Origin of the sequence: Pseudomonas fluorescens (genome assembly GCF_002837185.1) — a bacterium.
Taxonomy (GTDB): Bacteria; Pseudomonadota; Gammaproteobacteria; order Pseudomonadales; family Pseudomonadaceae; genus Aquipseudomonas; species Aquipseudomonas fluorescens_AM.
The window spans coordinates 13,832-32,675 of the sequence record NZ_KZ478017.1; the positions used below are offsets into that span (position 1 = coordinate 13,832).

Annotated in this window: 17 protein-coding genes; 5 read left to right on the forward strand and 12 right to left on the reverse strand. The window is 63.0% G+C overall.

From position 1 onward, the window contains the following. Window positions 1–50: 50 nt before the first annotated feature. Window positions 51–2,036 carry a pilus assembly protein TadG-related protein gene (locus CIB54_RS22500; protein ID WP_065951427.1) on the forward strand — a complete coding sequence of 662 codons (1,986 nt, stop codon included), beginning with the start codon at window positions 51–53 and terminating at the stop codon, window positions 2,034–2,036. Here CIB54_RS22500 and CIB54_RS22505 read toward each other — a convergent pair. Both CIB54_RS22505 and CIB54_RS22510 read right to left on the reverse strand, forming a co-directional pair. After that, on the reverse strand, window positions 2,033–4,765 hold the full coding sequence (locus CIB54_RS22505; RefSeq protein WP_101221005.1) for an ATP-binding protein: 2,733 nt from the start codon (window positions 4,763–4,765) through the stop codon (window positions 2,033–2,035). The two genes, CIB54_RS22500 and CIB54_RS22505, sit on opposite strands and share 4 nt — an antisense overlap. Beyond that, the gene (locus tag CIB54_RS22510; RefSeq protein WP_065951425.1) at window positions 4,762–5,202 is read right to left on the reverse strand and encodes a TadE/TadG family type IV pilus assembly protein; all 441 of its coding nucleotides are present in this window, start codon (window positions 5,200–5,202) and stop codon (window positions 4,762–4,764) included. Before CIB54_RS22510 ends, CIB54_RS22505 begins: the two co-directional genes overlap by 4 nt. A 72-nt stretch (window positions 5,203–5,274) precedes the next feature. Here CIB54_RS22510 and CIB54_RS22515 point away from each other — a divergent pair, with 72 nt between their 5' ends. Together CIB54_RS22515 and CIB54_RS22520 are read left to right on the forward strand one after the other, a co-directional pair. Next, the gene (locus CIB54_RS22515) at window positions 5,275–5,748 is read left to right on the forward strand and encodes a prepilin peptidase (protein WP_101221006.1); all 474 of its coding nucleotides are present in this window, start codon (window positions 5,275–5,277) and stop codon (window positions 5,746–5,748) included. 125 nt (window positions 5,749–5,873) lie between these two features. Further along, entirely contained in the window at window positions 5,874–6,656 is a 783-nt protein-coding gene (locus CIB54_RS22520; RefSeq protein ID WP_065951424.1) for a response regulator transcription factor, read from the forward strand. 124 nt (window positions 6,657–6,780) lie between these two features. Here CIB54_RS22520 and CIB54_RS22525 read toward each other — a convergent pair whose 3' ends face one another. Genes CIB54_RS22525 through cpaB form a run of 8 tightly spaced genes read right to left on the reverse strand, consistent with a single transcriptional unit; the run spans window position 6,781 to window position 14,196 of the window. After that, a complete protein-coding gene (locus CIB54_RS22525) occupies window positions 6,781–7,050 on the reverse strand; it encodes a DUF3613 domain-containing protein (protein ID WP_065951423.1) in 270 nt (89 codons plus the stop codon). A 2-nt stretch (window positions 7,051–7,052) separates the two neighbouring features. After that, complete coding sequence (locus CIB54_RS22530) at window positions 7,053–7,772, reverse strand: tetratricopeptide repeat protein (protein ID WP_101221007.1); 720 nt, start codon at window positions 7,770–7,772, stop codon at window positions 7,053–7,055. 10 nt (window positions 7,773–7,782) lie between these two features. After that, complete coding sequence (locus CIB54_RS22535; RefSeq protein ID WP_101221008.1) at window positions 7,783–8,676, reverse strand: type II secretion system F family protein; 894 nt, start codon at window positions 8,674–8,676, stop codon at window positions 7,783–7,785. A 1-nt stretch (window position 8,677) separates the two neighbouring features. After that, the gene (locus CIB54_RS22540) at window positions 8,678–9,559 is read right to left on the reverse strand and encodes a type II secretion system F family protein (RefSeq protein WP_065951421.1); all 882 of its coding nucleotides are present in this window, start codon (window positions 9,557–9,559) and stop codon (window positions 8,678–8,680) included. A gap of 19 nt (window positions 9,560–9,578) precedes the next feature. After that, window positions 9,579–10,841, reverse strand: coding sequence for a TadA family conjugal transfer-associated ATPase (locus CIB54_RS22545; RefSeq protein ID WP_101221009.1), 1,263 nt, complete (start codon window positions 10,839–10,841; stop codon window positions 9,579–9,581). Beyond that, complete coding sequence (locus CIB54_RS22550) at window positions 10,838–12,034, reverse strand: CpaE/TadZ family protein (RefSeq protein WP_101221010.1); 1,197 nt, start codon at window positions 12,032–12,034, stop codon at window positions 10,838–10,840. Before CIB54_RS22550 ends, CIB54_RS22545 begins: the two co-directional genes overlap by 4 nt. Beyond that, window positions 12,031–13,251, reverse strand: coding sequence for a type II and III secretion system protein family protein (locus tag CIB54_RS22555; RefSeq protein ID WP_101221011.1), 1,221 nt, complete (start codon window positions 13,249–13,251; stop codon window positions 12,031–12,033). Before CIB54_RS22555 ends, CIB54_RS22550 begins: the two co-directional genes overlap by 4 nt. 15 nt (window positions 13,252–13,266) lie before the next feature. Continuing rightward, the gene (gene cpaB / locus CIB54_RS22560) at window positions 13,267–14,196 is read right to left on the reverse strand and encodes a Flp pilus assembly protein CpaB (protein WP_101221012.1); all 930 of its coding nucleotides are present in this window, start codon (window positions 14,194–14,196) and stop codon (window positions 13,267–13,269) included. Window positions 14,197–14,525: 329 nt separating this feature from the next. On the opposite strand from cpaB, the gene CIB54_RS22565 reads away from it, so the two are divergent. After that, window positions 14,526–14,717: a Flp family type IVb pilin gene (locus CIB54_RS22565; RefSeq protein ID WP_101221013.1), complete on the forward strand. Its 192-nt coding sequence runs from the start codon at window positions 14,526–14,528 to the stop codon at window positions 14,715–14,717. 31 nt (window positions 14,718–14,748) lie between these two features. Then, window positions 14,749–15,162 carry a response regulator gene (locus tag CIB54_RS22570; RefSeq protein WP_101221030.1) on the forward strand — a complete coding sequence of 138 codons (414 nt, stop codon included), beginning with the start codon at window positions 14,749–14,751 and terminating at the stop codon, window positions 15,160–15,162. 61 nt (window positions 15,163–15,223) lie between these two features. Here CIB54_RS22570 and CIB54_RS22575 read toward each other — a convergent pair whose 3' ends face one another. Both CIB54_RS22575 and CIB54_RS22580 read right to left on the reverse strand, forming a co-directional pair. Continuing rightward, on the reverse strand, window positions 15,224–16,906 hold the full coding sequence (locus tag CIB54_RS22575) for a ShlB/FhaC/HecB family hemolysin secretion/activation protein (protein ID WP_101221014.1): 1,683 nt from the start codon (window positions 16,904–16,906) through the stop codon (window positions 15,224–15,226). A gap of 121 nt (window positions 16,907–17,027) precedes the next feature. Beyond that, entirely contained in the window at window positions 17,028–18,689 is a 1,662-nt protein-coding gene (locus tag CIB54_RS22580; protein WP_101221015.1) for a collagen-like triple helix repeat-containing protein, read from the reverse strand. Between the last annotated feature and the right edge of the window lie 155 nt (window positions 18,690–18,844).

Sequence of the window (18,844 nt, forward strand, 5' to 3'; positions counted from 1 at the left end):
TACCCTCAGGAGAGTAAGCGCTCGGCGACTCGCCGGCACAGGAGTGCTCGATGTCTCCCCGATTTCATGGCAAGCAACGTGGCGCTATCGGCCTGATGGCCGTTGGTGTGTTGGCGCTGGTGCTGGCGTTTACCTTGCTGGCCGTGGACAGCGGGCGGCTTTACCTGGAGAAGCGCCGGCTGCAGGGAGTGGCGGACACGGCAGCGCTGGAAGCGGTCAGCCGCAACGGCACCTGTGCGGCGGGTTTGAGCGCGGCGGCGTATGCGGCGCAAAGCGTGGCACGCAATCACTTTGTCGTGGGTAACGGTAATACCCTGGTCACCCGCTGCGGTGCGGTAACCACTGCGGCTTCCGGCCGACGGGTGTTCGCTGCCAACCCGGCGCTGTCGTCAGCCATTGAGGTGGTGGTCGGCAAAACCGTCCCCACCAGCGTGGCCGGTGGCATCTGGTCGATGATGTCGGGTAACTCGGTCAGCCTCGATACCCGATTGAGCGCGACGGCAGTGGCGGCCAAACCCACCCCGCCGATCGCGCAGTTGAGCATCAGGAGCACGTTGGTCAACGTTGATACCGCCAGTGCCAGCATGCTGAACGCGGTGTTCAGCGGGCTGCTCGGTGGTGGGGTCAATGTTTCTGTGCTCGGCTGGAACGGCCTGCTCAACAGCGATATCAATATGCTCAGTTACCTTGATCAATTGGCCGTCGACCTGCATGTCACCGCCGGCGACTACACCCAACTGTTAAGCACCACGGTGAGCGCCTCGCAATTGGTTCAGGCGGCAATCACCGTGCTGGGCAGCGACCCGTTGACGCTGGATGCAGTCACCGCGCTGGGCGCTATCAAAGGGGCGACGATCAACAATCCATTGCCGCTCACACTGGGCAAAATCCTGCAATTGCAGACGGGCATCACCGCCGCCGCGCTCAATGCCGATCTGCAACTCTTTCAACTGGTTCAAGGCGTGGTGCAACTGGCCGGCAACCAGAGCGCGGCGGCGGTGACACTGCCCGTGAGCCTGTTGGGTCTGGCCAATATCACCACTCAGATCAAAGTCATGGAGCCGCCGCAGTTATCGGCCATCGGCAATCCGATGCTGGCGGCGGCTAACCCGTTGGGCCCGAATAAAATTTATGTGCGCACCGCCCAACTGCGCACGCAGATAACCGTGAGTTTGCCGGTGCTCGGCAGCCTGTCCGGCTTGACCACGGCGGTGAATGACCTGGTGGGGCCACTGACACCGGTCATCAGCAGCCTGTTGAGCTTGAACCTGGTGACCACCATCAACTCGACGCTTTGCCTGTTGGGCGCCGGTTGCCAACAGTTGGACGTGCTGGCACTGCCGGGCAACCTGCCGCTGCAGATCGTGCTGGATGCCGGCGGCGCCAGCAGCTATGTCACCGCCTATAGCTGCCCGGCGGGAGGCGCGGGCACCAAGAGCTTGACGGCCTACACCACCACCTCGGCGGCATCGCTGAACGTGGGTAATATCACCAATGCGTTTTCCTCTACACAGCCGATGACCGTGGCGCCGTTGGCCCTGATCGATTTCGGTATCAAGACGTGCCATAAGATCCTCGGCATCGGCAGTTGCGGACCTCGCATTCCGTTTGCGGGGGGCGGCGTCGGGATCAAGGTGCAAAGCCCGATCGTGGGCAGCAACAGTAACCAGAACCTGGTGTTTTCCAGCACCACGCCATTTGCCATGCCCGCTGATGTAGGGCTTGCCCCCAGCTATCAAACGGCCACGCCAGCCACCAACGTGGTGAGCGGCCTTTCCGCCGCCCTCAATGGCGTCGGCATTACCGCTTATCAACCGGTAGGGAGCAACCCCTTGGGGGGCGTGATCGCAAGCACGGTGTCGCTGCTCAGCGGCGTCAGCGCGCTCCTCACGCCAGTGTTGAATAACGCCCTGGGCCCGTTGCTCAATCCGATCCTCAACAACCTGTTGAGCAGCTTGGGCATCAACCTGGCGAGCGTGACTGTGGGCGCCAACCTGAGCTGCGGCCAGGCCGGCGAGGCGTATCTGGTGATTTAAGCGTCGGTGGCCCTGGGCAGTTCCACGCAGAACCGCGCGCCGTGTTCGCCGTTGCTGACGCTGAGGCGTCCGCCCATGTTTTCAACGATGCCATAGCTGACCGACAGGCCCAGCCCGGTGCCCACGCCAATCGGCTTGGTGGTGAAGAACGGCTCGAAGATGCGCTCCAGCAAACGCGGGTCAATGCCGCCGCCGTTATCTTCGACCCAGATGCGCACGTGGCGGCTGTCGTGTTCGGTCTGTACGGCGATCCATGGGCGCAGGTCCGGTTGTTTTTCCTTCAAGCCCAACAGCGCATCGCGGGCATTGACCATCAGGTTGATCAGCACTTGCTCCAGCTGGTCGGCGTAGCCTGTGACCTGCACCGCAATATCCGCCTGGGTCAGTTTGATCTCCACGCCTTTGCCGCGCAGGCCTTCGCTGAGCAGTGACAGGGTGCCTTCCACCGCCTGCGCCGGGTCGAAGGGCTGCTGCTCGACTTCCGAGCGGCGGCCGAATACGCGCATGTGGTCCACCACCCGCGCCGCGCGTTGTACCTGCGCGTCAATGCGCTGGAGTTTCTCGGTCAGGTAGTCGATCTGCACGTCGCCATTGCCCAGGCGCTTGAGTACGTTGACGATGGCCATGCGCATCACGTTCAGCGGCTGGTTGATCTCATGGGCCAGGCCGGTGGCCATTTCGCCGAGGGTGGCCATTTTCGCGCTTTGCGTCAGTTGCTGCTGGGAGCGCCGCACTTCGGTGTTGTCGCGGCCCACGGCCTGCACTTCGAGCAGATTGCCGTGCTCGTCGAACACACCACGGTCCGACCACACCCACCAGGCGTGCTCGCGCCCCGGCAGTTGCAGGCTGATCTCCGCGGTGCTCACGGGAAACTCCGGCGTCAGTTGCTCGATGCGCTGCACAAACGCCGCGCGTTGCTCGGCCGATAACCAGTGCCCCAGGTTCAGCCCCGGCAATTGGCCGGGCAGGCACTCCAGGTAGTTGGCCAGGGGGGTGTTGCCAAAGGTCAGGGTCAGGTCCGGACGGTAGCGGCAGATCATCGCCGGGGAGTCTTCCACGAGGATGCGGTAGCGCTCCTCGCTGTCCTTGACCTGTTGCGCCGCCAGGGTGGCCTCGGTGACGTCCAGCCACAGGCCGACCGCCTCCACCGGCAGGCCGAGGTCGTCGCGCAGCAACTTGGCTTCGTCGAGCAGCCAGTGGTAGTCGCCGTGTTTATCCTGGACCCGGTAGCGGCTGCGCACACTGCCTTCGCGCAGCAGTTGGCGCGTACGCTGGAAGTACAGGTCGCGGTCATCCGGGTGGACCCATTGCACCAGGCTGTCGTGGCTGCATTCGGCGAGCGTGCGGCCCAGCAGCGGCAGCAGGCTGTCGCTGAAAAACACCGGCTGCAGGGCGCCTTTCACGTAGCGCTGCACATAGATCACCGCCGGCGAGCTGGCGATCAGGTTGTCCAGGCGGGCGTGGGCGGCGTCGGCTTGCAGTTGCTGGTTCTTGATGTCGCTGATGTCGAGCATGAAGCCAATCCAGCGGCGCTGCTCACCGGCGCCCAGAACCTGGCCCTGCACGCGGTACCAGGTGGGTGGCTGGTCGCTGTCGCCACGGTTCAGGCGCACGCTGGCGAGCAAGGGTTTGCCGAGGGTCTGCAAGTCGCGCAGGCGGCTGTGCAGTTCCTGGCGATCGGCGGGGTGGATGAGGTTCAGCCAGGTTTCCAGGATTAGGCGGGCAGGGCTTTCTTCGCAGCCCAGGTTGCGCATCAATTGCGCCGCGAGCTGGATCTCGCTGTTGGCGGGCAGCAATTCCCACCAGCCGGTGCCCAGCAAGCCCTGCAGGGCTTCCTGGCGTTCCAGTTGCAGATGGTGGTGCTGTTCACGCAGACGGCTGAGCAGCGGGGCGGCGAGGGCGGCGGCGAGGTTCAGCCAGTCGCGCTCGCGTGTGTCGGCTTCACCGCTGAAGGCTGCGCACAGCAGCCACGCGGCGACGCCCTGGCCATCGCGGTAGGGCACCAGGAAACCGTCGGCATTGCCGAACACGCTGTGCAAGCGCGGGTGTTCACCGCGACCGTAGAGGGTTTGCAGGCTCAAGGGGGCGGTGCCTTCGAGGCCGTCCAGGCACGTCCCGAGGCGCTGCCCGGTGTGCCAGAACAGCGGCGCGTCATGGTAGGCGTACTGGCTGTAGATCACCCAGCCCTGGTCCTCTTGATCATGCAGCGCCAGGGCGATACACGGGATTCGCCAGCGCTGCGCCACGCTGCACAATTGTTCGTTGAATACATCGGGCAATCGGCTGAGGCTGCACACGCGCAATTGCTCGCTGACCTGGCTGGTCACATGCTGATTCTGTTCACGCTGCTCGGCCAATCGGCGGCCGTTGAGCAGATCGCCGATATCCACCGCGTGCAGCCGCCACCCAGAGTCGTGCGGCTCGAGGGTGCCACGAGTGTGCAGCACCTGCCCGTCGATGCCCTGGAAATCCAGGTCAAGGCTATGGCGCTGCCAGTCGGCGGGAACGCCCTCCACCGCCAGCGCGCTATGGGCGCGCAGCAAGGCGCGCAGCGGCGCCGCCTCGGCATGGGGCGCCAGCTGTGAGCGCAGTGTGCCGCTGATACCGAGCACCTGGCCTTGCGCATCCAGTTGCACCTGCAAACCGGCCGAAGGCGGCGCAGCAGGCGCGATCGCCAGCGCGCGGCCACGGCCAAGCAGACGCCCGAGCAGTTTGTCCCCCGAGGTCAAAACTGCAGGCTCGACTGGGCCTGCAGCGTCACCGGCAATCGCGGCACGCTGCCAATGCCGGGCAGCACAATGAAGGGCATTACCGCGTGCAGATTGGCAGACGGATAGTTGATCTGCACCGACAGCAGGCCACCCACGAAGGTGGTGTTGACGTGTGTCGCTGCATTGAAATTGAAGGCGCTGGGGATCCACCGCAGGCGGTCGGTGACTGCGCTTCTGGCGGTGGTTTGCACGGCGGTGCTGTAGCCCTGCATCGCCGGGTCGAGCCCTACACTAAGGCGCACCGCTTCGGCGGTAGCCTGGTTGAACGACTGCAGTAACAGCAGCGGCAGGCTATAGCTGACCATGCCATAGAACACCGCGAAAAAAATCACGAAGACGGCCACGAACTCGATCGCGGCCGTGCCTTTCTGCTGGTGGGGGAGGCTAGTTTTCATCACCGCGTCTACCCTGACGGCTACTACTTGATATCAGCATAGAATCAATCGGCGAAAAGGCAGGTTTTTTACGTGATCCAGAGTGTGGTGGTGCTGTTGTGGTTGATGGTGTGTGCCGTGCAGGACACGCGGCAGCGATTGCTCGCCAACCGTCTGACGCTGGGGGTTGCGTTGCTGGCGGGGATCTACCTGTTCTGGACCGGCAGCACCTGGCTCGGTGCCTCAGTCGGCCAGGGCCTGTGGGCGTTTGTCCTGGCGCTGCTGTTGACCTTGCCGGGTTACGCCCTGAGCCGTCTCGGCGCCGGGGATGTGAAGCTGCTCGCGGCCTTGGCATTGGTGTCGGATGCCGAGTATGTATTGGGCGCGTTTATTGGCGCTGCCGGGGCGAGTGTGCTCTGGCTTTTGCTGGCGCCAAAGCTCTGGCCGCTTATGAGTCAAAGGCTTACAGATTGCCTCGGGCACCTGGCAGCCGAACCGTCAAAAAAACTGCCGTTTGCCCCCTTCCTGCTGGTGGGATTTGCCCTTGTGTGGTTCTGGGCCCGTTGAGCGTCGCAGGGGTTTGACGCTATGTACAGAGTCGGGAAGTACGTCTACGTTTACTAAAGCGTTGTACAGGAATTTTCGTGGTTAAGGATGGTTCAATCTTTGGCTTGCCAGGCATGGAGTAGCGCGTGAACAAGCTTACCTCTGCGGTAAAAGTGCTCGTGGTCGACGATCAGCCGCTGATCGTGGAAGAGCTGTGTGAATTTCTTGAAAGCAGCGGGTTCCGTTGTGTCCCCTGTGAGTCGAGTGAGCAAGCCTTGCAGCGCTTTGGCGAAGACAGCGACATCGGCCTGGTGTTGTGTGATCTGCATATGCCGGACATGGACGGCATCGAGTTGGTCCAGGCTCTGCAAAAGATTGCCGGCAGGCAGCGGGTGTTTGAGTCGATCATGCTGACCGGGCGCGCCGACAAACAGGACGTAATCAAGGCCCTGCGCGCCGGGATTGCGGACTACTACCAGAAGCCGATCAATCTGGATGAATTGCTCGAAGGCGTGCAGCGCCAGGAAGCGGCGTTGCAAGAGCGCAGGAAAGACCTGCAACTGGGCAACCTGAACCAGAAGCTGCAATTTCTCTCCGAAACCATCAACGACCTGTACCAGGACCTCGATAAAGTGCGCCGCAGTCCGGCTGGCCCGGACGGTGAAGAGGCCTCGACGCAAGATACGGGCCCGGTCGAAATCCCCGCGATTTTCAACCAGCTGTCACCGCGCCAGTGGGACGTGGCCAGGCTGGTCGGAAAGGGCCAGACCAACTATCAGATCGCCTGCGAACTGGGCATCACCGAGAACACCGTCAAACTGTATGTGTCACAGGTGCTGCGGCTGACGCATATGCACAACCGCACGCAGTTGGCCTTGGCGTTGTCGCCTACCAACTCGGCGATGCGCCAGCGGGTGACGGCGCACTGAAAAACGACGGTCGATGATGATGTAGGAGCGAGCTTGCTCGCGAAAAACTCACAGGCGCCGCGTTCATTCAGAAAGCACGCGTTATCGTTGACGTTTTTCGCGAGCAAGCTCGCTCCTGCATTGCTCAGTTGCCGCCCTCCGTTTCGCCGCCGATTTTCTGCTCGAAGAACTCCGGAATCTCATGCTTGAAGCTTTCCAGCCAGCGCTGCGCGGCCAGGTCGCGTTCGGTGGCGGAGGCTGCCTGTGGCGTGGTTGATGCCGCTTGGCCACTGACCTGCAACGCCAGCCAGTTTTCCGTGGCGGCCTGCTGCGGGGAAGAGGGGCCAGGCTCGATGGCCATGACGCTGAGGGGCAGGGCCAGCGCGGCCAGGCTGGCGAGACAGGGCAGTTTCATCGTCAATTCCTCGGGTTGCTGTTGGCTTCAGTGACCGTGGCGATCTGCCGCTTGGCCTTGACGGCCGGGGCGCTTGAGGCCTTGAGTTTCTCGGCGCGGGCCTGGGCCTGGGTGACTTGTTCGGGGTCCAGGCCTGTCTGGCTGACCACCTGCGCGGCCTGCTTCCAGTTGTCTTGATAGATCAGCAGCGTCACCAGGTTGATGGCCGCCAGTGGGTCGCTCTGCTTGAGCTCCATGGCGGTCATGAATTCAAAACGGGCGTCTTCCAGGCGCAGTTGGTTGAGGTACACCACGCCCAGGTCATTGCGGATTTTCTCGTCGGTGGGCGCCAGTCGCGCCGCGCGCTGCAAATGGGCCATGGCCAGGCTGTTGTCGCCTTTGGCCACTGCCATTTGCCCCAGGCCGTGTTCGCCTTCGGCGGCCATGCAGGTGCCGAGCAGGCTGCGGTACAGGGGCTCGGCGCTGCGCCCGAGCAAGCGATACGCCTTGGCCTGGCGCAGGCGCACCTGGGGCAAACTGGCCGGCAGGGTGTGCAGGTTGGCCAGGCTGGCGTGCAGTTTGCCGTCGTTGGCCATTTCATCGGCCAGGTTCAACGACAGCGTCTGTTCGGCGTCGGGCTTGGGGCAACTGCCGGGGGCCGTCAGGGCGCTCCAGGGGGTTTGGCCATACGTGGCGCAACCACCGAGCAGCAACAGGCTCAAACCGGCGATCAAGGCTTTCATCGAGCATTCCTCATAAGTTACTCAAGGCCCGGGTGATGCCGATGAATGCCGGCCCCCCGAGCACGATCAGCAAGGCGGGAAACAGAAACACCATCATCACCACCGACATCTTCGCCGACATCTTCGACACAAATTCCTGGATGCGGGTCAGGCGTCGGTCGTCGAGCAATTGCTTGAGCGCCAGCAACGACTTCATCGCGCCGGCGCCCTGATGCACCAGTTGCTGGAGGATGATGCAGGTGTCGGTGAACTCATCCACGGCCAGCAGCCTGGCGGTCTTGCCCAGCTCTTCACTGAGCTCAAGGCCGGAGTCGACCCGGTTCAGGATCAGCCGCAATTCATGGGTCAGCGCCGGCAGCAGGCGTTGCGCGTCGATGCTCAATACACGCAGCGCCTGTTCGACCGCCATGCCCGATTCGAACAGGATGCGCAGCAGTGGAATGAACGTCGAGACTTCCTGGGAGATGCGCTGCTGACGGGTCTTGGCCAAGTTGGCCAGGATGCGCTTGGGCAACAGGTAGCCGATGCCGAGCGCGATCAGGGGCACCAGCCACGGCGAATCACCCTTGGGCACCAGCACCTGCTGAGTGATCAGGGTCACGATCAACAGCAGCACCGGCGTGCCGATCTGGAAGGCAGCGAACATCGAGCGTTGGCTGGCTTTGCGCCAACCCACGCGGTTGAGCAGCGTCTGGGTTTCGTTGTCCAGGCTGACCGAACGTTGCGCGAGCGGGCTGTTGCCCAACTGCCGCATCATCGCACCGAGGCGGTGTTCGCGGCCCATCCGGCCTTGCAGGCGCTGGGCAACCAGGCGCTGACCACGCCGATGTCTGATCAGGTTGGCCAGCACCAGCACCAGGGCGGCCAGAAACAACATGGCGCTGATCAGCAACGAAATGGCCATCTCACACGCTCCGCAACATGCGCCACAGGGTGAAGCAACCGAGCACCTGCATGGTCAGGGCGACGAATAAAAGCAGGCGACCGGTGCCGTCGTTCCACATGGTCATCAGGTAGGCCGGGTTGACCGCCAGGAAATAGCCCACCATCGAGATGGGCAACGCGGTGAGCACGTAGGCGGTCACCCGGGTTTCGCCGGTCAGGGCGCGAAGCTGGCGCGCGGCTTGCTCGCGCTCGCGGATCATCTTGATCAGGTTTTCCAACAGCTCGCTGGCATTGCCGCCGTAGCGGTGATTGACCTTCAAGCCCAGGGCGAACAGACGGAACTCGTCGCGTTCGTAGAATTCGGCGAAATCGTGGGCGGACTCCGGCAGGCTGACGCCCAGTTGCACGTTGCGCCGGACTCGGCCCATGGCTTTTTTCAGCGGGTCTTCGGTCACTTCGATACCGCCCAGCACTGCGTCGGCCAGGGTGCGTCCGGCCTTGAGGCTGCGCACGGTGTGGTCAAGCAACTGCGGCAATTGTTCGATCATGCGCTTGATCCGGCGTTGATAACGCCAGGCGATGTACAGGCGCAGCAGCACGGGAGGCAACATCAGCATCACCAGCAGGCCGAGCCAGCCGGCGAGCATCAACCCCAGCACCGCGCCCAGGCCCCAGGCGGTCAGCCACAGCCCCAGGCTGTCACTGGGTTTGCCCAGGCCGGCGCGCAGGAACATGCGTTCCACGCCGCTCCAGGACACGCTTTCTTCGACGAGCTGCGGCTGGCCTTCGGCGAGGCGGTCCAGTACGCGTTCGGTCCGGGCGCGGCGTACGCCGTTCTGGAATGAGCAGATCGACAGGCCGATAAGCATCACGCAGATGAGTAGCAGGATGGCCCCTGTCATGCTCGATTCCTCTCCAGGGCTAGACCGCTTCGCGGCGCAGCTTTTCGCCAGCCGGGTTGAGCGCCTCGCGCACGAAGCCGAAGCCGGTACGCCGGTCATGGCGAAACAGGGTGTTGGTCACGTACACGTCTTCGCGGATGCCCACCACCTCGACCACTTCGCTGACGCAACGACGACCGTCCGGCAGGCGGGTCAATTGGACCACCACATCCAATGCCGCGCAGATCATCTGGCGCAGGGTCTTTTCCGCGACCACGCGACCGGTCAGGCCCACCAGGGTTTCCAGGCGCAGCAGGGCATCGGCGGCATTGTTGGCGTGCACGGTGCTCATGGAACCGTCGTGGCCGGTGTTCATCGCGGTGAGGACATCGAGCACTTCCACGCCGCGAATTTCGCCCAGGATGATGCGGTCGGGGCGCATGCGCAGGGCGTTGCGGATCAGGTCGCTGGCCTTGACCTCGCCATGGCCCTCGGCATTGGGCGGACGGGTTTCCAGGCGCACCACGTGGGGATGGCCCAGTTGCAATTCGGCTACGTCCTCGATGGTGACGAGGCGTTCATGGGGGTTGATCAACTGGCTGAGAATATTCAGCAGCGTGGTTTTGCCGGTGCCGGTCCCGCCGCTGATGAGGATATTGCAGCGCTTGCCCACGGCCTCCTGGAAGAAGTCGAAAATGTTCTGGTCAATGGTCTGCATGGCCACCAGGTCGCTGCTTTTGAGCATGTCCTTGCGAAATTTTCGAATCGACAGGCACGGCCCGTCCAGGGCAATCGGCGGGATGATCGCATTGACCCGGCTACCATCGGGCATGCGTGCGTCGACCATCGGCGACGACTCATCCAGGCGCCGCCCCAGCGGCGCGAGGATGCGTTGCATGACACGTTCCACATGGTGCGCGTCGATAAAGCGCAGGTCGCTCTGGTGCAGCAGACCGTCACGCTCGATAAACACCCGGTGCGGGCCATTGACCAGGATTTCGGTGACGCAGGGGTCGCGCAACAGCACTTCCAGCGGGCCGAAACCGGTCAGTTCGTCGACGATTTCTTCGGCCAGGCGCTCCATCTCGTAGCGCGAGATCGCCAGGTGCATGCGGTTGATGTACTCGGCGACTTTGTCGATGACAAATTGCGCCAGGGATTGGCGCGAGCCTTCCAGCAGGTTTTTCCCCGACTCTTCGATGGCATCGATGATGTAGCGGTGCAGCACCAGTTTCAGGCCGTCGTGGTCGGTGGTGCCACCCAGGCCCCGTGCGGGGGCGCCGAAGAGTTTTTCGCTGGTCATTTATCGGCTCCCAACAAGCGATCCAGCCAGCGGCTGGGTGATTTCCGGTTGGCGTCTTGCGAACGTTTCGCCAAGCGCTCGCCCAGGGTTTTGAGCGCCTGAGTCAGGGCTTCGCGCGGTGTCAAGGCAAACAGGGTCTGCCCCTGGTTCTTGGCGTTCAGCCGGACCTCCGGGCTCAGTGGCAACACGGCAATCACTTCCAGGCCGAAGCTTTTGCTCAAGGCTTCGGCGTGCGGCGCACAGCTTTTGATGTAGCGATCAATCAGCAGTCCGGCATGGTCGAGCTTCATGCCTTTCTCGCGCCACAGATTCAGTACGGCGAGGTTGCGCCGGCAGTCCAGTACGCTCTGATCGGTGTACCACAGCAGTTTGTCGCAATGGCTGACAAAGGTGCGCAGGGCCTCGCTGTCCGGCTGGCCGGCAAGGTTCACCACAATGTGCTGGAAGTGATGGCGCAGCGCACTGAGCAGCATGTAGAGCTCGGCGGCGCTGGTGCGCTCCAGGGGCTCGTCGTTGGGCGCATAGGCGAGAATGCGCAGGCCGCCTTCGGCCGAGGTAAAGGCGCTGTTGATCAGGGTGGTGTCCAGTCGCCTCAGGTGGCGCAAGGCATCGCCGAAGTTGAACGAGCTTTCCAGGCCCAGCAGCGCCAGGCTGTCACCGCGTGGCAGGCCCAGGTCGAGCAACAACGTCTGCTGGCCGCTCTTTTGCACCACCAATGCCAAGTGGCTGGTGAGCAGTGCGCCGTCGGAAATGCTCTGGGTGCCGTAGAGCACCGAGAGGCCCCCCAGTTGCGTGTTGGTTGCGACCGGGGGCAGGCGCTTGCTCAGGCGGCGTACAAGGCCTGCGACTTCGCTGGAACGCGAGCCGTAGGCGACGAAGTCCCGCGCCCCGGCGCGCATGGCATTGAGCACCAACTGGTTGTCCATGCCGTCCCCGAGGGCGACGATGGCCAGCATCGGCTTGGCTTCCAGCGCGCCCTCGATCAGCGCGCTCTGGGCCACCAGGTGCTCGCGGTCAAGGCCGATGAAGACCAGGTTGGCGAAGGTTACATCGACCAGGGCGAGCAATTCATCGAGGGTGCCGCTGCCGGCGCTGACCACTTGGCCAAGGGGCGCCAGCGCGCCCTGCAGCCACTCCAGGTCGGTGGTGTTGCGGGTGATTGCCAGGAACGTCTGGCTCAGGTTATCGCTCATTGAGACAACCCGTTGAGACGGTCGAAATTGCCGTTTTCCAGGAAGAACAGGCGGTACCAGTTCGGGTCGTAGTTGCGCATTTTCTCACCGGGCAACGACGGCAGCCGGGCATTGGCCGCCAGCGGTTGCACCAGGTGCGGCGTGACGATCATCAGCAGCTCCTTGTCTTCGCGCCTGACCGAAGAATCGCGAAAGAACGCCCCCAGGATCGGGATGTCACCCAGGCCGGGAAACTTGCCGATGTTGGTGGTGGTGTTGCTGCTTATCAGGCCGCTGATCACAAAGCTTTCGCCGTCGGCCAGGGACACGCTGGTATCGGTACGACGGATGGTCAGGGCCGGCACGCGGATATTTTCGATGACCACGGCGTTGGTGTAATCCAGCTCGCTGACCTCCGGCGCCACCTTGAGGGAAATGCGATTTCGGTCGACCACGGTCGGGGTGAGGGTCAGACGGATGCCGAACTCCTTGTATTCAATCGAGATGCTATCGCTGCCGCTGCTCGGCACCGGCACCGGTATTTCCCCACCGGCGAGAAAGGTTGCGCTTTGCCCGCTCATGGCAACCAGGCTTGGCCGGGCAAGGGTGTAGGCGAAGCCGCTGCTTTCCAGGGCGTTGATCATCGCCGAGACGCGACCACCGCCAAAGCCGATATTGAAGGTGTCCGCGCTCACCGGCAGTTTGAAGGTGCTGGGTGTGGGGAACAGCAAGTTCGGGCTGCCCAGGAAAAAGTTGTTGCCGATGCCGAGGATCTTGGTGCTTGCCTCCTTGAGTTTGGTACGGCTGACTTCGACGAAGCGGATATCGGTCTGTACCTGGCTGGGCAGCAGCGGATCATCGGCCGGCGACAGCGACAGGCTGGTCAAGGCGGTGTTGGCCTTGCCCTTGACGAAGACCATGCTCTGGCGTGGCGTGGTCGAGCAGGCGGTCCAGACCATCAGGCTGGTGGTGCCCGAGCCGACGCCGGTGAGCAGGAAGGCCCGGTCGCCATTGAGATGAACGTCGGCGATTTTCGGATCGCCAATGGCCAGGCGCGTGATCGCTACCGGCGATTGCAATTGCTGTTGCAGGCCCTCGCCGACCGACAACGCGGCGGGCAGTTGTCCAAGGCTGGCGCAATTGCCGGGAGCGGCCACGGCCAGGCTCATGGACAGCTGCGACAGCAACAGGGCACAGGCGATTTTTCGCGTGAACACCGGTATGAAACGTCGGTTCATGCACAGCATCCTTGTTCAGTCGGGTGTTTGTTGGGTTGCTTGAATGCCACGGATCACCTCGACACCGGCCCGGCGTGGGGCGCTGCTCTGGGCCACTTTCCTGGGGGCCTGGGCGAAGGCCAGTTGCGTGAACTGATAAAGGTCGCGGTTAGCGTTCTGCAGGTTGCCCGGCGCATCGCCTTCGCCGGCCCAGTAGCGGCTCAGCAAGTGTTCGTCGGCGCTGCGCACGGCCAGGCGCAAGGTGCCGGCCTGGGTGGCCAGCATCAACCGGCTCAACAGCTGTTCGGGCACGGCCAGCACCACTGTGCGCGAGGGGGCCTGGCGTTGGGCTTTCTGTTCGGCGCTGAGCGCGGGAGGTGAGGCGGGGGTGCCGTCGTTGGTCAGGCCCATCTGGTCGCCGACACTGAGCAGGCGCATGGCGGGGATCACTACTTGGGCCGATTGTTCAAGGTTGGCGGCGTCCTGGCGCAGGTACAGCAGCGCGTCCACATAGTCGCCAGGGCTCAATTGACCGGCGGCGCCAATCACTTCATCGACGGCGACCGCCAGGGCGCGTTCATCCGCACGGATCATGCGCGCCAGCGGCCCGCCGGGGGTGAAGCTGTCATCGTTCAGCCAACTGCCGGCGCTGAGTGCGCGCCACGGTGTACGGCCGATGGCCTGGTCGACACTGCTCATGCTGCCGGCCGGTGCCGTGCGCAGTTTTTCGATGCTCAGATCAGCCGCAACCAGGGGGACGAAGGGGGGCACATCGTGGGCCAGTACGACTACCGACTGACGGGTCTGGTCCTCCACCACGGCGACGGCCTGTTCCACGGGAGCAGCCGCTGGTGGCGGTGGCGGCGCCGGAGCGGGCTCACGGCTGAGGACCAATCCCCAGTAACCGGCAAACAGCGCACCGACCAGTAACACACCGGCCAGTACCATGCTCAGACGCGTGTTCATGACGGCTCTCCTTTTCCTGTTGCACGACGGCCCGCATATCCAACAGGCAAATTTCGCAACTTGGCAGCGATGAACGGTGACTAACTATTTCGCTATTTGACGGTAGTTCAGCTAGGACGAAATGCCATTACTGGCAGAAAGATTTCTTCAGGATGTAGGGCGATTCCTTTGAAAACACCTGTTTAAGAGGTCAGAAATGCACCTATTACTTTATGACTAATCAGTTCTTACAGTTGTGAAGGCGGGCTTTGTTGACAATGCTGAAGTGGCACATCGCGATTACCGTGCGGTACCAGAATTAAGGCGCCAATCGCCTGAGGAGAAGTGTTATGGTCCTTGCTCTGCTGATGAAGCTTTACGTTCAACTCCAATTGTTGTTTCATCGTAAAGACGGCGCGACAGCAATCGAATACCTCATACTTGTGGCGATTGTAGCGCTGGTGATACTCGCCGCCGGGACAACGCTGGGGCCACAGATCACTGCCTTCTTTACCAGGATCGGTACAGCAATTACTCCGTGAGTTCCCGTTGTTGATTGGTCAGGTCGTGCCCATGAATGCTGCTGTATCTCCCCGCCAGCAAATACTGTTGGTGGACGACGAAGAAGATGCCCTCGTTGAACTGGCGGAGTCGCTGGAGAACGAGGGCTTCGTTTGCTTTACCGCCACCTCCGTGACGTTCGCCCTGCAGGAGCTCACCCTGCACCCCGATATCGCCCTGGTCATCACCGACCTGCGCATGCCCGAGGAAAGCGGTATCTCCTTGATCAAACGCCTGCGCGAGCACACCTCGCGTTCCCACCTGCCGGTTATCGTGATGTCCGGCCATGCCGAGATGGACGACGTCAGCGATATGCTGCGCCTGCAGGTACTGGACTTGTTTCGCAAGCCCATCTATCTGGTGCGGCTGATCGATACGCTCAACAGTTTGTTTCCCCTGACAGCAGCTACAAGCTTCAAGCCTTAAGCGGCAAGTGGGTTTCCCGTATTCCCGCTTGCAGCTCAAGGCTTGGAGCTTGAGGCTCTCGTCAGAGCTGATAACTGAAGCTCAGCGTATACCGCGCACGTCGGTTGAAGCTGTCCAAAGCGATGTCCGACATCGGCTTGGCGGCTTCCAGGGCGATGTTGTAGTAATTGTTATCGCCAAAGCGCAAACCCACTGCCGCCGAGGACATGTCGCTGGCCTTGACCGGCAGGTCGTTGAACCAGGTCTTGGCGCGGTCGAGCACCACATAGGGCTGCAGCACCTTCACCCAGTCGCCGGACCGGTTGAAGCTGTAGTTGACCTCGTACGCCACGCCCCATCCCTTGTCGCCCGAGCCTTGGTCGTCGGGGTAGCCACGGCCGAAGTTCTGCCCGCCAAACGTGGCGCGCTCGCTGTCGGGCAGGGTGTTGTCGCTCCAGTAGAGTGCACCTGAAAGCACGCCTTGCCAGTTGTCGAAGAACTTGTCGCTTTGTACGCCGGACAGGCGCAGGCGGAAGAAGTCGAGGTCCGGTTTGGCCACGTCCAGGTCACTGCGCGCCTTGGCGCCCAAACCGTCGATGCCTTGATACAGGCCGCCGGTGAGGATGCGCAGCTGTCGCGCGTCGGCCTTGCGCCAGTCGCCCTCGAACGCCAGGGCACGCAGGTTGGATTCGATATCGAAGCGCAGCGGGTAGCCCACCAGTTTATAGCGAGTGGTCTGGTCCACCGCGTACAGGCGCGTGCCCAGGGTGAGTGACTCGGTGGGCGAGGCAATGAAGGGGTGGCTCAGGCCGATGGAGTAGCGATCGATCGACTGATGGGGTTTGAGTTCGAAGCCGCCGTCCAGTTGCACACGGCTGTGGGGATCGGCGCGATAACGCTCCGCGGCGAGTGCCCATTGGGTGCCCTCGGCATTGATGAACTGGTTGTAGTCCACGCGGTAGTAATGCTCTTTGTCCTCGCCTGGCGGGAACAGGCCACTGAGGCTCAGCTGTTCGCCCAGGGAGGTTTGCGCATTGCTGGTGGCGCTGAGCAACGCTTGGGTGCCGCCACGGCTTTTCTGCACCAGGCTCATGCTGGTGGTGAAGGGTTTTCGGCTGGCCTGGATCTGCATGTGCGTGGCGCCATCGGTGGTGCCCGGCGGCGGCACTTGCGCCTGTACGGTGAGGCCGGGGATGCGGCTCATCAGGGTGGTGTAGCGCTCGAAGGTCTTGCGCGTGAGTGGGCGTTCGGCCAGGAGTTTTTGCGCCAGTTTGTCGACATAGACCGACACCGCACCGATGTCGCCGGTCTGCTGGTAATCCTTGATGTAGCCTTCCACCAGCACCACGCGGACCAGGCCGTTTTCGAAGGTCTGTTGCGGCAGGAACGCGTAGGACAACAGGTAGCCGTCCTGCTGGTAGCGACGGGTGATGCCCCGGGTGGCTTCGATCAATTGCGCAAGATTGGTCTCATGGCCAATCAGTGGTGCATAGACCTGGGCCGTCTCGGTGAGCGGATAGACCGTGCCACCTTCGATCTGCAATTTGCGGATGGTCACCCTGGTGTCCATCAACAGTGGCTGGCCGGCAGTGGGCGGCGCTACAGGCACCTGGGTGTGCGGCTTGGCCGGTCGATAGGCGTCGGCGGGCAGGTTGGGTACCGGCAAGGTGCGGATGGTGTCGTTGCTGTTGAGGAAGTTGGGAAGGGTCTCGGCCTGGGCGTAAGCACTGAGGGTCAGCAGGAACAACGGCGTGAACACGCGCATGGGACACTCCTTGGTCAACTGCGGCAGCCCATCAAAAAGACGAGAGACTGACTCCGTGTCTCTCGTCTCAACCAAGCGTAGGCGCCGCGGGGGAGACCGTCTAATCGGCCAGGTGCATTTTCTATCTGCCGGTCAGGCCGTTCACCAAACCGCCCAGGCCTCCGGTTGCTGCAGTGCCGCCGGTGCCGCCGTTGCCGCCTGTGACCAGGCCGCCCACTGAGCCTACCGTATTGCCCACGGCGGTTACGGTGGTGCCCAGGGTCGTGGTGACCGGGTTGGCGCTGGCTGTGCTCAGGTTAGTGCCCAGGCTGCTGACGGCGCCGCCGACTTGGGTCACCAGGCCATCGACCGGAGCGCCGACGCCGGTGGTGGTGCCGATGTTTTGCGTCAGTGTGGTGACGCCGGATGTCACTGGGTTCAAGGCTGCGCCGACATTGGTGGCCACGGTTGCGACCGGGGCGGTGGCGCCGGTGTTGGCGACACCCGTGCCACCCAGTACGCTGCCCACCGAGGCAATGGTGTTGCCCAATGCGCCGCCGGTCACACCGGCTGCACTGACGGTGCCGTTGGTGTTGCCGACGTTGAGGCCGGTGCCTGCGTTGTTCACCAGGCCACCTGCCAGCTCCGGTATACCGGGGGCTGCGGCGCCGCCGGTGGGCGCGACATAGCCGCCGGACGTGTCGAGCGTGCCGCCTACGCCCGTCAGCACGCTGGCGACGAGAGTGGTCACAGGGTTGCCTGTACCGCCGGTACTGGCGACCTGGGTGCCGAGGCCAGTGACGGCGGCGCCCACTTTGTCCACCAGGCCGTTGACAGGTGTACCCAGACCGGTCGCATTGCCGAGGTTGCCGGTGGTGTTTTCCGCCAGCGAAACCACCGGCACCAGTACTCTGCGGTTCAGGGTGCCGGTCACGGAGCCCAATGGACCGGTGGTGCTGGCGGTGCTGAGGGTATCGCCGAGCATGGTCACCGTAGTGCCCATGTTATCCACCACGCCACCGGCTGCGCCGCCCACGCCGCCTGTCAAACCGCCGACAACGGGGACACCGCCGAGGGTGGTCGACAGCGATCTGCCGGTGGTCGACAGGCCGCTGCCCAAATCGGACACGCCGTTGCCGACACCCGCGACAGTGATGCCCAGCGAGTTGCGGTTGGTGCCCAGGGAGCCCAGGCCATCGGTGACGCCCGTGCCAATGCGGGTGACGGCGGTGCCGGCCGAGGTGACCAGGCCGCCTGCCGTCGTGCCGACAATGGGGACACCGTTCAAGGTCGAACCGAGATCGCCCACCGCTGCGCCTACATTGCCCACCGTGGTGCCGAGGGTGCCGACGATTTGGCCAGTGACGAGCGGGGTGGCTGTCGAACCTGTTCCGCCGCCAGTGCCGTCGCCAGTGCCACCACCGGTGCCGCCGCCAGTGCCACCGCCTGTACCACCGCCAGTGCCACCGCCTGTACCGCCACCAGTGCCACCGCCTGTACCGCCGCCAGTACCACCGCCTGTACCGCCGCCGGTGCCACCACCAGTACCGCCACCGGTCCCACCGCCAGTGCCATCGCCTGTACCACCACCGGTACCGCCGCCAGTGCCACCACCGGCCCCACCGCCAGTGCCGTCGCCGGTGCCACCACCCGTACCGCCACCGGCACCTGCGCCGGCATCCGGCGATGACGCCGCCACGCTTGATTTGTGCCCGCCACCACCGCTGCTGCAGCCGCCGAGGCTCATTGCCAGAATCACCACCAGTGCGGTACTTGCTTTCCAGAACACCACTTGAGTTTTCATGATTGAGTTCCTTGCACCTGGTACAACCTTGGTTGTTTCAAACGTTCGCTGTTTCTTCGGCTAGCGATACGTTTGTCCGTGTGATTAATCACAGACCCGGGCCGGTTTTCTCGCAACGCTCAACTTGGTATTAACGATTTATATACATAAGGTTT

Excerpts from the sequence above, each read along its gene's own strand:
- CIB54_RS22500 (WP_065951427.1), top strand. The coding sequence starts at position 51 with ATGTCTCCCCGATTTCATGGCAAGCAACGTGGCGCTATCGGCCTGATG.
- CIB54_RS22510 (WP_065951425.1), bottom strand. The coding sequence starts at position 5,202 with ATGAAAACTAGCCTCCCCCACCAGCAGAAAGGCACGGCCGCGATCGAG.
- CIB54_RS22525 (WP_065951423.1), bottom strand. The coding sequence starts at position 7,050 with ATGAAACTGCCCTGTCTCGCCAGCCTGGCCGCGCTGGCCCTGCCCCTC.
- CIB54_RS22530 (WP_101221007.1), bottom strand. The coding sequence starts at position 7,772 with ATGAAAGCCTTGATCGCCGGTTTGAGCCTGTTGCTGCTCGGTGGTTGC.
- CIB54_RS22535 (WP_101221008.1), bottom strand. The coding sequence starts at position 8,676 with ATGGCCATTTCGTTGCTGATCAGCGCCATGTTGTTTCTGGCCGCCCTG.
- CIB54_RS22540 (WP_065951421.1), bottom strand. The coding sequence starts at position 9,559 with ATGACAGGGGCCATCCTGCTACTCATCTGCGTGATGCTTATCGGCCTG.
- CIB54_RS22545 (WP_101221009.1), bottom strand. The coding sequence starts at position 10,841 with ATGACCAGCGAAAAACTCTTCGGCGCCCCCGCACGGGGCCTGGGTGGC.
- CIB54_RS22550 (WP_101221010.1), bottom strand. The coding sequence starts at position 12,034 with ATGAGCGATAACCTGAGCCAGACGTTCCTGGCAATCACCCGCAACACC.
- CIB54_RS22555 (WP_101221011.1), bottom strand. The coding sequence starts at position 13,251 with ATGAACCGACGTTTCATACCGGTGTTCACGCGAAAAATCGCCTGTGCC.
- cpaB (WP_101221012.1), bottom strand. The coding sequence starts at position 14,196 with ATGAACACGCGTCTGAGCATGGTACTGGCCGGTGTGTTACTGGTCGGT.
- CIB54_RS22565 (WP_101221013.1), top strand. The coding sequence starts at position 14,526 with ATGGTCCTTGCTCTGCTGATGAAGCTTTACGTTCAACTCCAATTGTTG.
- CIB54_RS22570 (WP_101221030.1), top strand. The coding sequence starts at position 14,749 with ATGAATGCTGCTGTATCTCCCCGCCAGCAAATACTGTTGGTGGACGAC.
- CIB54_RS22575 (WP_101221014.1), bottom strand. The coding sequence starts at position 16,906 with ATGCGCGTGTTCACGCCGTTGTTCCTGCTGACCCTCAGTGCTTACGCC.
- CIB54_RS22580 (WP_101221015.1), bottom strand. The coding sequence starts at position 18,689 with ATGAAAACTCAAGTGGTGTTCTGGAAAGCAAGTACCGCACTGGTGGTG.